This window comes from Colwellia sp. E2M01 (assembly GCF_018860585.1).
GTDB lineage: Bacteria > Pseudomonadota > Gammaproteobacteria > Enterobacterales > Alteromonadaceae > Colwellia.
Genome location: NZ_JAHKPR010000054.1, coordinates 1 through 11935 on the forward strand (window position 1 = coordinate 1; position 11935 = coordinate 11935).

Annotated in this window: 11 protein-coding genes; 2 read left to right on the forward strand and 9 right to left on the reverse strand. The window is 37.1% G+C overall.

All coding sequences use genetic code 11. The annotated features are described in order from the left end of the window. Together KO502_RS11140 and KO502_RS11145 are read right to left on the reverse strand one after the other, a co-directional pair. A partial coding sequence (locus KO502_RS11140; RefSeq protein WP_216022647.1) for a type I polyketide synthase occupies positions 1-4394 on the reverse strand: 4394 nt, incomplete at its 3' end. A gap of 18 nt (positions 4395-4412) precedes the next feature. Continuing rightward, positions 4413-5426: a helix-turn-helix domain-containing protein gene (locus tag KO502_RS11145; protein WP_252730729.1), complete on the reverse strand. Its 1014-nt coding sequence runs from the start codon at positions 5424-5426 to the stop codon at positions 4413-4415. A 416-nt stretch (positions 5427-5842) separates the two neighbouring features. Between KO502_RS11145 and KO502_RS11150 the strand changes: the two genes are divergently transcribed. Both KO502_RS11150 and KO502_RS11155 read left to right on the forward strand, forming a co-directional pair. Continuing rightward, complete coding sequence (locus KO502_RS11150) at positions 5843-6691, forward strand: 4'-phosphopantetheinyl transferase superfamily protein (RefSeq protein WP_216022648.1); 849 nt, start codon at positions 5843-5845, stop codon at positions 6689-6691. 47 nt (positions 6692-6738) lie between these two features. After that, the gene (locus KO502_RS11155) at positions 6739-7107 is read left to right on the forward strand and encodes a VOC family protein (RefSeq protein ID WP_216022649.1); all 369 of its coding nucleotides are present in this window, start codon (positions 6739-6741) and stop codon (positions 7105-7107) included. Between the two features lie 46 nt (positions 7108-7153). On the opposite strand, the gene KO502_RS11160 is transcribed toward KO502_RS11155, so the two are convergent. The 7 genes from KO502_RS11160 to KO502_RS11190 form a co-directional block, all read right to left on the reverse strand. Further along, entirely contained in the window at positions 7154-8371 is a 1218-nt protein-coding gene (locus tag KO502_RS11160; protein WP_216022650.1) for an MFS transporter, read from the reverse strand. 64 nt (positions 8372-8435) lie between these two features. Continuing rightward, positions 8436-8513: a type II toxin-antitoxin system prevent-host-death family antitoxin gene (locus KO502_RS17120; protein WP_354668325.1), complete on the reverse strand. Its 78-nt coding sequence runs from the start codon at positions 8511-8513 to the stop codon at positions 8436-8438. A 288-nt stretch (positions 8514-8801) separates the two neighbouring features. Next, positions 8802-9035, reverse strand: coding sequence for a type II toxin-antitoxin system RelE/ParE family toxin (locus tag KO502_RS11170; RefSeq protein ID WP_216022651.1), 234 nt, complete (start codon positions 9033-9035; stop codon positions 8802-8804). After that, positions 9032-9313 (reverse strand): type II toxin-antitoxin system Phd/YefM family antitoxin, encoded by a 282-nt coding sequence (locus KO502_RS11175; RefSeq protein ID WP_216022652.1) that lies wholly within the window; start codon positions 9311-9313, stop codon positions 9032-9034. Before KO502_RS11175 ends, KO502_RS11170 begins: the two co-directional genes overlap by 4 nt. 172 nt (positions 9314-9485) lie before the next feature. Beyond that, entirely contained in the window at positions 9486-10196 is a 711-nt protein-coding gene (locus KO502_RS11180; protein WP_216022653.1) for a DUF2971 domain-containing protein, read from the reverse strand. A 127-nt stretch (positions 10197-10323) separates the two neighbouring features. After that, positions 10324-10722, reverse strand: a complete 399-nt coding sequence (locus KO502_RS11185; protein ID WP_216022654.1) for a hypothetical protein — start codon at positions 10720-10722, stop codon at positions 10324-10326. Continuing rightward, positions 10723-11694, reverse strand: a complete 972-nt coding sequence (locus KO502_RS11190) for a nucleotidyltransferase domain-containing protein (RefSeq protein WP_216022655.1) — start codon at positions 11692-11694, stop codon at positions 10723-10725. It lies immediately after the preceding gene. Positions 11695-11935 lie beyond the last annotated feature (241 nt).

Sequence of the window (11935 nt, forward strand, 5' to 3'; positions counted from 1 at the left end):
TTTAACTCTGGTAAGTCACTAATAATGTCTTGTACTGCACCTAGGATTTCAACACGTTTAATTGAATCAATACCAAGATCGGCTTCCATATCCATGCCAAGCTCTAGCATTTCAGTTGGATAACCGGTTTTATCGGCAACTACGTCCATCATCACCGTTTGGATATGCGCTAAGTCGGTAGTTTCAGTAGATGCTGAATGTAAAGTTGGTGTTTCTCCGGCTACTTGAGGTGAAATAACAGCCGTTGAACTTTTTCCTGGTGAACTAGCCTGCATCTTCTCTTGCATATAAGAAACGATTTCACCAAGGGTTCTTAGCTCAGCTAAATCTTCAGGGTTAAGCTCTGGTAAATCATTAATTATGTCTTGTACCGCACCTAGAATTTCAACACGCTTAATAGAATCAATACCAAGATCGGCTTCCATATCCATGCCAAGCTCTAGCATTTCGGTTGGATAACCTGTTTTGTCTGCTACGACTTTCATCATTACGGTTTGAATGTGACCTAAGTCGATTGTGATGGTTTTTGTATCTGGAGTAGCTGAAGTTGACGTAGCGTTTTCTACGGTAACTTCTTCAGCTGTAACCTTGCTTTGCATATAACTAACAATTTCACCAAGGGTTCTTAACTCAGCTAAATCTTCTGGATTTAACTCTGGTAAGTCACNNTCTAGCATTTCGGTTGGGTAACCGGTTTTATCGGCAACTACGTCCATCATTACGGTTTGTATGTTTGCTAAATCAAGACCTTTAACACTTGCCTCTTGAATAGGTGCCACTGTAGCAGGAGGTACACTTGCCGTCACTTGCGCAAAATCAGCAGTTACTTTCTGTGCACTTACTTTTACTTGCTCAGGTTTAACTGGTTCTTGGCTAGTCGCATGGGGTGCTTGTGTTAGAGGTAATGGTGTTTGCGGCTGCGTTTGTAAAACCTCTTGAACTGCTACCCTTGGCTGCACAGATGAATTTGTCATCATTGCTGCCATTTTATCAGTTTGACTATTTAAGTATTGCTCATGCACGCGTAGTGTTTCAGTTTGAAAATCGTGATACATGTTCAAAGTACGTTCAACACTGGCGGGAATTTCAGCACCATTTTGGTTTGCAATGGAGTTTAAAACATTATCAACAGTTTTTGCATAAGCCTGCGGACCTTGCATATATTGCTCATGCACATTCAACAATTGTTGTTGATGGGCAATAAAAGCTTCAATATCGCCTTGCGTTGACGCCGCACTAGATTGGTTATTTATACTTTGCGTTTGCTCAGATACATGTACAATTTTTTCTACTGGCACTTCGACTACCTTTTCAACTATTTTTTCTACTGGCTTTTCAACAATTTTTTCAATAACTTTTTCAACAACGATTTCTGTCGGTTTGGCTTGTTTAATAACTTGCCCGTCAGCTAACGCATCAGCAAAGGCTTTTTCTGTTTTCGCGCTAACATAAGATTTTCCTGTTAGTTTCATTGCTAATGGTGACATTTTTGGTGCTGATAACGGACGTTTTACCGCACTGTATTTGTCAACATCTTCAAGTTGAACACCCAATACCGCAAGTTGTACCGCTGCTTGTCTTAATTGCGTGTCTGATGATTTTTTAGTATTGTCATTAACCGCAATAGTAATAACGTCGTCTCTATCAGCGAGGATATTTTCAACTAATTTAGTTAACACATTTTTAGGACCAAATTCGACAAAGACTCGACCGCCGGCTGCATAAATATTTTCTATTTCAGTATTAAAGTGTACTGATTCTAAAATGTGGTTTTTAAGCGCTTTTTTAATATCACTGGTTTTATTTGAATGGGCTTTACCTGTGCCATTAGCAAATACAGGAATACTTGGTGCATTAAACGTTACATCATCAATAGCTTTAGCGAATGGCTTTTGTGCATGGGCAACTAATGGCGTATGAAATGCCGCTGAAACAGGTAAAGGTACAACTTTAAAGCCTTGTGTTGTTAATGCTTTATTCGCAAGCTCAATTTGAGCAGTAACGCCAGCAACAACCACTTGATTATTTGAGTTGTAGTTAGCAATTGAAATATCGCTGATATCGGCAATCACCTCGGCAACTTTTTCAGGTTCACCAACAACAGCGATCATTGTTCCGTTATCAAGAGTCCCGTTATCAATAGCTTTATCTTTATCTTTCTCTTCAGTTGACGATTCAGGTGCTGCCATCGCTTGTCCACGGCTTACGGCTAACGTCATATAATCTTGTTCAGACAATACACCTGCCGCCCATAATGCGGTTAATTCACCAAAACTATGTCCGGCAGCAAAATCTGCTTTAAAGCCTGCATTGGTAAAGGTTTTGTATAATCCGACACTGAGTGTGCCTATGGCAGGTTGTGCGTGTTGTGTTAATCTTAACGCTTCATCTTGTGCTTTACGTGCGTCGTTATTAAACACAGGAATAGGATAGCTAACCGATGATAATTGCGGTAAACCTGCCTGAGTAAATAACGTGTCCATATCACTGGCCGCTTGCATTACCGTTGGAAAGTTACAAGCAAGTTCACGCCCCATATTGACATATTGTGAGCCTTGGCCTGAAAACAGTGCAACTACCTTAGCTGCTGATGATGCTAACGCAGATTGTCGGTAATAAATACCTGTTGGCAGTGACCATTGTTTACTGTTCGGCTTAGCAGCAAACTGTTTTAATGCTAAGTCGATATACGTTAAAGCTTCATCGGCATTTTTAGCTACAAAACCACAACGCGTATCATTATCAGCTATTTCTTTTGCCTGGCACTCAGTAACTAACGCATTAAAAACATAAGGTTGTGCATCAAGTTCAACGGCTAATTTAGCTTGCCAACGTTGTAGTTCGCTAATTAACTCAGCTTCGTTTTTAGCATTGAATAATATTGATTGTGGCACAGTATTTAAACGATATTGTCCGCTAGCTTTTGCTTGATATTCTTCTAATACCATGTGGAAGTTTGTACCGCCAAAGCCAAATGAGCTAATACCTGCACGGCGTGATAAACCATCTGCGCGCGGCATCCATGGACGTGTTTCGCTATTGATATACAGAGGGCTATTTTCAACATCAAGGGCTGGGTTTGGCGTATCAACATTTATCGTTGCTGGTAGCACTTTATGATGTAAAGCCAATACTGCCTTCATCATACCTGCAGCGCCTGCTGCTGCTTTGGTGTGACCAATTTGAGATTTAACCGAGCCTAGCGCAATATGTTGTTTATCGTCATTGTCTTGGGTGAAATGTTTTACTAAACCTTTAAATTCTGCAGCATCACCGGCTTTAGTACCTGTACCGTGCGCTTCAAGTAAACCACAACTTTTAGGAGTAAAACCAGCATCGTCATAAGCACGTTTTAATGCTTTCGCTTGGCCGTCTGGACGAGGCGCGTAAATAGATTTAAAACGACCATCGCTTGAAGTGCCAATACCTTTAAGTACTGCATAAACTCTATCGCCATCGCGCTCAGCATCTTCAAGGCGCTTAAACGCCATCATGCCAATACCTTCGCCAATCATCATACCTTTTGAGTCAACGTCAAACGGGCGAATATCTTCGTTAGTAGTAAACGCTGGTGTTTTAGAAAATGACATATACATAAATGGTGAGTTATCACAACAAACACCACCTGAAATCATCACTTCTGAGCGATATTCAAGTAAGTCTGAAACCGCTAATTTTATTGCCGATAATGAGCTAGCACATGCAGCATCTACCACACAGTTAGTACCGCCAAAATCAAAGCGATTGGCAATTCTACCGGCGATAACATTACCTAGCATGCCAGGGAACGAGTTCTCTTCCCAGTCGATGTAAGCTTTTTTGAATTTCTCGATGATCATGGCCCGATCTTCGCCATCAACACCTGAGGCTTTGAGCACTTTATCAAGTACAGGACCTTGTAAGCGTGAGGTTAACGGACCAATTTGTTTTTGACCACCGCCTATACCTAGGGTAATACCTACTTTATCTCTGTCGTAAGTAGAATCATCACCAATACCTGCATCATTTAATACTTCACGCGCCACCACTAACGACAGAAGTTGTGCAATATCGGTTAACTCCATAATGTTTGGTGGCAAACCAAACTCCATAGGATCAAAATCTATTTCAGGTAAAAAGCCACCACGCTTACAGTAAGTTTTATCTTTGACTTTTGGATCGCTATCAAAGTAATCATCAACCTTCCACTGACTTTCAGGTACTTCCGTAATACCATTAACAGACTCAAGAATATTATCCCAGTAATCTTCTAAGTTTTTTGCGCCAGCAAAAATAGAAGCCATACCAACAATGGCAATAGGACATTCTTGTAAGCGAGAATTAAACGCTTGTTCGCTCTCATCATTTACTGGAGAAACGTCTGGGTTAGTTGTTGTGGTTTGCTTTTTAGCCATGGTGGTTACTCTGGGTTATTATTTGTTAGCACTGTTATTTTCACTGTGATCAGCAATGCTATTAATGTGGTGATTTTCGGATTTGAGTCGGCTTGATTCTGACTCTGATGCGTTTTTTTCACCCGCAATAATTTCAGTATTTTCTACACTAAAATGAGTGGTTGCTTCATCAGGACTTTCATTTAACAATCGAAAACGACTTAAAAATTCATTGTAATTTTCCGCCAAAACTCGGCGAATATGAAAAGGAGCCTTGTTCAATACATAACGCATATAGCGCCCTGCAGCTTCACTTTCATTACCATCGTAAACATCAACATAAACCCAACCAGAGGCGGGATCATTGGCAATTAATAAACGATGTTTATTGGTTGTTTTTTCAGGCTTATCTGTTGAATTATCTGTTGAGCTACTTGTTTTATTGTCTGCTTTATTATCTGCTTTACGGTCTGAAAAGTCAGGTAACTGAGTAACTCTTACTTGCACAACCTCTTTGTCATCCAATGTTTCACCCAATTTGCCATTAAGTTGTTGAACACGATTTAATACCGCACGCATTGCCTCTGGCGAAAGATCTGAAGTGAGCTGTTGATGTGCTTGTGTATCTTCTAACGTTACTCTAATAGTGGCTGCTGCATCAACATCACTAACGTGTTCATCCATATCAGCAAGACGAGAAACACCATGTCGCTTAAGACAACGCTGTAAACCAGCTCGCGATACATTCGGATTAATAAACTGCTTACATACACTAAGTAATTCATCAAGAGAGAGTAATAATCGGGTACGCAGTTCTACTACAACATATTCTTGCGCTTGGCTTAAGGTAGTCTTTAATTGCTTAGGAACGTGCGAGGCATCATTAATTGATTCACGTTTTCGCCACTTACGTACGGTGGCTTCAGATATTTTTAACAGGCGAGCAAGTACCGCGGTTGGTAAGTCGGATTCATGAATAAAAGCACGTATTTCAGGTGTGGTGGTTGCATTAGCGTGTTGAGCGCCTTGCTTATTTTGCTTTGCTTTATTCAAGTAACTTCATCCGTGTTAATTCCCCCTGCGGTGCTATAACTTAGCCTTTTTGTTAACTAAAATATTTATAACTAGTTGAGCGGATTAATATACACAGGTTTCAAAGCCAACACAATCACCCGATACTTACTTTTGTATTTTTAATAAATAAGCTTTATTACTGATCTTAATAGATAAGCTATATAATTCAATTTTGTTATGAATTATTGATTCATATTCATACAAATAAAGATCATTGGGTATATGTTAATAAATAATTACATAGAAAGATAAAGATTAAACACAGCGCTACTTATATGATAAAATGTCCTTCTATTTTTAGTTAACTCAATCTGCACTTCAATAATAATCACTCATTACAATAATAATTAAGTAGCAAGGCGACAATTTAGGCTATATAAGCTTCCGATACTTTTATGAACTCTTTTTCTCAAGCCGAACGTGCTAGTCGTTCAACACAAAAAATAAACATCGCTAAAAATGACATTCATTTATGGGTAACAAAACCTGAAGAAGTACTTGGCGATGATGAATTACTAGCAAGTTATACTGCACTACTTAACGAAACAGAATTAACTAAACAACAGCGTTATAAATTTGCTAAAGACAGACACGATGCTTTAGTTACTCGAGCATTTATTCGCGATCTATTATCGTATTATGCCGATATTTCGCCGCAAGAGTGGCAGTTTGAAAAAGGCATAAAAGATAAACCTGAAGTGGTAAATTGCCCTATTCCGTTACGTTTTAATATTAGTCATACCAAAAGCCTCATTATTTGTGCAGTAACATTAGAAGATGATATTGGTTGTGATGTTGAAAACACTGGTCGCAATAATAATGTGTTATCAATTGCTGAACGTTATTATTCACAAAAAGAAAATGAAGAACTATTTGATTTACCGGTACAACAGCAACATGACCGATTTTATGATTACTGGACCTTAAAAGAGTCTTACATAAAAGCTTGGGGCTTAGGTTTGTCTATCCCTTTAGTTGATTTTAGCTTTAGCATTAATGATGAAGTAACTGCTTATAAAGACTACTTTGCTATAAAGAGTCATATTAGCCTATGTTTTGCCGAGCACCGTGAAGATAAAGCTAATGTTTGGCGAAATTGGTTAATTTACCCAAGTGTGAAAATTGATGAAAAACAAGAGCATCGTATTGCTCTTGCTTTAAGAGCTGAAAGTGATAATCAAAATACTGATTACCAATTACGTTTTTTTGATAGTTTACCTTTACTAGGCTATCGAGAATTATAAGATTAACCGTAGGTTTACCAAATAATCAATCGCTCAGGAGATTTCATATGTCACTTCGAGAAACCATTAATTATGTAGAGTTCCCCGCCAAAGATATTCCAGCGACTAAGGCTTTTTTTGAGCAAGCTTTTGACTGGACTTTTGTTGATTATGGTGAGGAATATACTGCTTTTAATAATGCTGGTCTTGAAGGTGGATTCTTTCAATCCGAATTAGTGTCAAGTACAGCCAATGGTGCGTGCTTAATTGTGTTAGTTAGTGAGGATTTAGAAGCAAGTGAACGTCGCGTTCAACAATCTGGCGGCATAATCACGCAAGGAATATTTACCTTTCCTGGCGGAAGACGTTTTCACTTTACCGAGCCAAGTGGTAACGAGTTAGCGGTTTGGGCTCCATTAAAAGCACATATTGCTTAGCAAAACTTAGAGCTACTAAAACTCTGTAAAAGTATATTTATACGGGCTAAGTGGCTTTACCTATTTGCTTTGCTTTACTGAACAACATAATAATTGCCCCTAGTAACGCACAGCTACCCGCCATCACAAAAGCATTGGTTGCACCCTGCCCATCTAACCATAATATTCCTGTTACATAAGCACCAAACGCACCGCCTAAACCGTATACGCCGCCAAGATATATTGCTTGCCCTCGGCTTTGTTGTGTTTTAGTAAAATGCGATGAAATAAACTTCATACTCGCACTATGGTAAATAGCAAAACTTGCCGCATGGCCTATTTGATTTACGATGAGCCAAAATACCGAATCAACAACAACCGGCATCATAAACCATCTAAGGGCAGTAATTGCCAAACTAAAAACCAATAAACGGGTAAGTGAAAAACGTTTAAATATCGCCCCCATAAAAATAAATACGACTATTTCGGCGACAACACCTACTGAAATAAACAAGCCGATAGCTAAGCCTGAGTAATCAAAATCACGTAAAAATAATGCGAAAAAACCATAATATGGCGCAAAGCTTATTTGTAAGAGTAACCCTGCAATAAAAAATGCGATGAAATGTCTTTCAAATAATTTATTAATGATTGACGGTGTAACAACGGCACTTTTACTTTTTACAACTGTACTTTTTGCAGCTGTGCTTTCTTCTGTTGAAGCAACTACCCCCCTATTTACCTGTTTCGATTTTATAAGTAAGGTACTAATAAACAAACCTGTAAGAATAATTACCCCTACACTCGTAAACGCGTGATAGCCAAAGGTAGCAATGGCTTCACCAGCGATAACGGCTATCACGATAAAGCCTAAACTTCCCCATAAGCGGATACGCGCATAAATTTTACTGCTTTGTCTTATTGAACTTAACGTGTGTACTTCTAATTGTGGTAACACCGCAGTCCAAAACAAGGTAAACAGCGCTAAACTAAATGTTAACGGCCAATAGGTGGAAAACCAATAAAGTAGAGTAAAACTAAACAGTGCTAAAAATACCCCTAACCTCATTATGAGTAATGGTTTCGCGGTTATATCGGCAAGTATGCCCCACAGTGTTGGCGCAACAATTTTAGTTACCATCATAATGGCAAGTATCTCGCCAACTTGGCGAGAGTTAAAACCTTGTCCATCAAGAAAAATCGACAAATACGGTGACGTTAAACCTAACAGTGAAAAGTAAAAGAAGTAATTGGCGGAGAGTCGGGTAAACATTACGTTGAACATTATCGGGTTCCAGGCAAGCTTATTAGCTTTATAAATGAGGAAGGATTTTTAAATTAAACTAGGATTACTGTTGAAGTATAACAACTCCTTTACCGCGTTGGGTGATAACAATTGGTCTTATAGTTTCATTAACTTGACGAATAAATGAAGCGGCTCCAGATCTACAAGCTGAAAACGGTTAGATATATTGATCAAAATGAAGTTTATTCAAAATATTATACCAGATACAGAACCGTTAAAATTGTGATCTTGTTGTGCGAAGTGAACATATTTCAATGCAAGACGCTTGATTGAGCTATGGCGCACTATTGGGGCTGAGAGCAATGTATGATGGAGTATTTTAACTCTTGCAACTGAATTTGAACAGTTCACAATAAAAGTGTCTTATGTTGCTTGACCAGAATAGACTTATCTCTCTCTACCGATAATTTCATAATGAATCCTTTTGAATTGAAAACGGCCTAATGTCCCAATAAGAGGCTAAAAACTTTTTGTTAAAATGTTGAGGAACCTCTCGGCCTAATTCTGGTTGAGAACTAACTAAATCAGTACGGTCAAAAATATCATTAATCCATTTGTCAGCCGCTGAAGGTTTATCAAGAGCAATAAATTTGGCAGTAGTTTCTAATTTATCTAATGCTAAAGGTGACCAAACTACTCTCAAGGCCTAATACTCTTTAAAACTTGGGCGCGAGCATCAGAATTTGATATTCCTAAACCAGCAGAAATCTGAGCTTCAGCCTTTTGTACTTCTTCTAATAGCTCTATTTTTTCTTGCATAGATTCATATTCTGCGACATCTAAAACTACAGCCACACCTTTGCCCCTCTGGGTTATAACAATTGGTCTTCTAGTTTCGTTAACTTGACGTATAAATGAAGCGGCTCCAGCTCTAAAATCTGAAAGCGGTTGAATATCTTGATCAAAATGAAGTCTACTCATGATAATACCTTTAGTTGTACTGTGTATGGTACAACTTATAGTTATAAGTAGACGAGAGTACAAAAATTTGAATTTGAGTTATAACGCCTAAATAACAGGCAAAAAATTGTTGGCTAAAATAAGCGACGCAGGAGCAAAAACCAACTGTTATTTGTCCTGCTTAAGTGGCTTGTTATAAGCACTTTTCAATATGAACTAAAAAGCTATTGTCTTTGACATAAGCTTTGTAGATTTCAACATCACTATTTACTGCTTTTGCAGCTTCAATGAAAAGTTCTTGAAGAGCTTCTGATTCAATTTTAGAGCCTATAATTATTTTTTTTAAAGACTTAGGGTTATAACTAATTAATCCTGAGTCTTTTAATAAAAACCTATATTCGTTTTCATATTGGAAACATTTAGGTTTATTAAAGATAAAAATATTCATAGCTCTTATATTGTTTCTATCTTTAAAGTTAACTCCTGGAACTTCTTCTATGCCCATATACTTACCAACTAATTGATCTGTTGCTAACAAGTTAGGATAACCATATTCGACTTCTCGATGAGTTTTACACCCTCTATCTTCAAAACTTTTTTTAAGTACTTCCTCATCAAAAACCAAACAAATACCCGCTAATTCATTTCCATAATGCGTCCACATTAAAAGATCTGAAACTAGTGGCTTATTATTAGAATCAATTCCCATACATAAAACAGAGCTGTTTCTTAAATCATCAATACTAGGAATAATTTCAGAATTTATATTTTTTTCACTTGGCAAAAGGCCGAACATTGTTTCTGTTGCATCATTGAGTTTTTTTAACGATGCAAAGAATAATGAATTTACCTTTAAAGCTGTAAGAGCATTTAAGTTTGCAGTTTGAAATTTATAAAGTGCCACTAAACCTTCCTGTGCTTATAACGCCTCGTTAAGAGGCAATAAAATAGTTGGCTAAAATTAGCGACGAAGGAGCAAAAGCCAACTGTTTTTTGTGATCTTCCTGATCTTCCCCCGATAAAACGGCTTGTTAGTTTTTCTTTGCCCGCTCACGCTTATCTTTACGGTCTTCTGATTCCCAAGTCCAATGCCTATCTAGGTTCAATGCACCTAAGATTTCCTTTAGTTTACCTATAGTAACTTCTTCTTGCTTAGCAGCATCTGCGACATCTAAAGAATAATCTGATTCAGGCCTAGCTAAATAAATCATCGTACCATTAGCGATAATCTCATTCCTTGTAAAAAAGTCAGATAGACCAAAGCGGTAAGCATCAGAAACCAATATTATTATATCGTCACCTCGCTTACGTTGGATGCGATATACGTAATCATCCGGATAACTCAACCGCTCAAAGGAATCGACATTAGAATGACCTCGAAGTGCTCTTTCCCAATATGGTAAAATTGAGTGATGTAGATTTTTTCCCATTTATATAACCTTTTTTAAGCTTCTAATCTTTGATTTGAATTGCTCGAAATCTGAGCTCTCAAGTTCACTAAAAGTTGATATATGTAATTTTTCATTAAGTTCTCTACTGATTTTTTCATTCAAACTTTTGAGTGACATCCCTGTATTTTTGATGTCTTGGAAATTACTATCTTTTGTTTTTATCAATAGGTCGATATCATGATAATTTTCTGAGTATAAAAAGCTGCCAAATAAAAAAGCACTTTCAATATTTAAGCTGGTAAGTTCTAGCTTTAACCAATCATTAATTTGATCTAATTTTTTTTTGTGCTCTTTACTGGCGTTTTTGTAACTATAAATAAGCTCTGAAAACTCCTTTGGAAATTGATGTTCTGAATAGCTCACATCTGAGTTATCTACATGAGCTTCAAAATGCTCTATATGCGATTTCATTTTATTAACTAAAGATTGTTCATGCTCACTTAACTTTTTGAAGTTACTAATAACTCGGTATATTTCTTTATTATTAGGCACAATAATATTTTGTTTTGCATTTTCCCAAACTGAAAACTCCATCTTCAACTCTTCATGGTGATGCTGTGAAGAATTTGGGCCGCACTCTTTAAACACCCGCTCGTTTTCTTCCATTAATTTAATCAGATGTTTTGAAGCTGTCTTACAGTTTTTGAATGTCTTTAATTTTGGTACTTTACTTTCAATATGAGCTTTATAAAAAAGCCAAATTGATGTTGCAATAAATACAACCCCGAAGAAAAAAGTAATGGTGTTTGCGCCGTCTGACAACTGTAGTTTTAGTGTGAACTCTTGAGTTATTAACTCTAAAGAAAGTAACGCTTCAAGAATGAAGTTTTTTCCTGTTAATGCAGATCCTAGTGAAAACGTTAAAAGTATAAATTTGTTAACGTAATTTGGATTTAAAATACTGTTAAGCTTGGTCAATAATATTTTATTTAGAGTTAAAGACTCTGACATTTGCGCCTCATCGATTGAAAAACTAACAGTTTATTAGACTGGAAAAATCCCTTTTTTCACAAAGAATAAGCAGTCTATATTTATTTATTGAACAACAACTTATACCTTTACTATCTGTTTTACAATAAGCTTTTATTTTCTTATACAACAAACTAGTATTACGTTCTATTTTTTAGGGAGAAGCATGCAAAAGGCAGGATTTGATATTATTAATCACTTTAATGTTAATACCAAGTCCGTT

Excerpts from the sequence above, each read along its gene's own strand:
- KO502_RS11150 (WP_216022648.1), top strand. The coding sequence starts at position 5,843 with ATGAACTCTTTTTCTCAAGCCGAACGTGCTAGTCGTTCAACACAAAAA.
- KO502_RS11155 (WP_216022649.1), top strand. The coding sequence starts at position 6,739 with ATGTCACTTCGAGAAACCATTAATTATGTAGAGTTCCCCGCCAAAGAT.
- KO502_RS11160 (WP_216022650.1), bottom strand. The coding sequence starts at position 8,371 with ATGTTCAACGTAATGTTTACCCGACTCTCCGCCAATTACTTCTTTTAC.
- KO502_RS11175 (WP_216022652.1), bottom strand. The coding sequence starts at position 9,313 with ATGAGTAGACTTCATTTTGATCAAGATATTCAACCGCTTTCAGATTTT.
- KO502_RS11185 (WP_216022654.1), bottom strand. The coding sequence starts at position 10,722 with ATGGGAAAAAATCTACATCACTCAATTTTACCATATTGGGAAAGAGCA.
- KO502_RS11190 (WP_216022655.1), bottom strand. The coding sequence starts at position 11,694 with ATGTCAGAGTCTTTAACTCTAAATAAAATATTATTGACCAAGCTTAAC.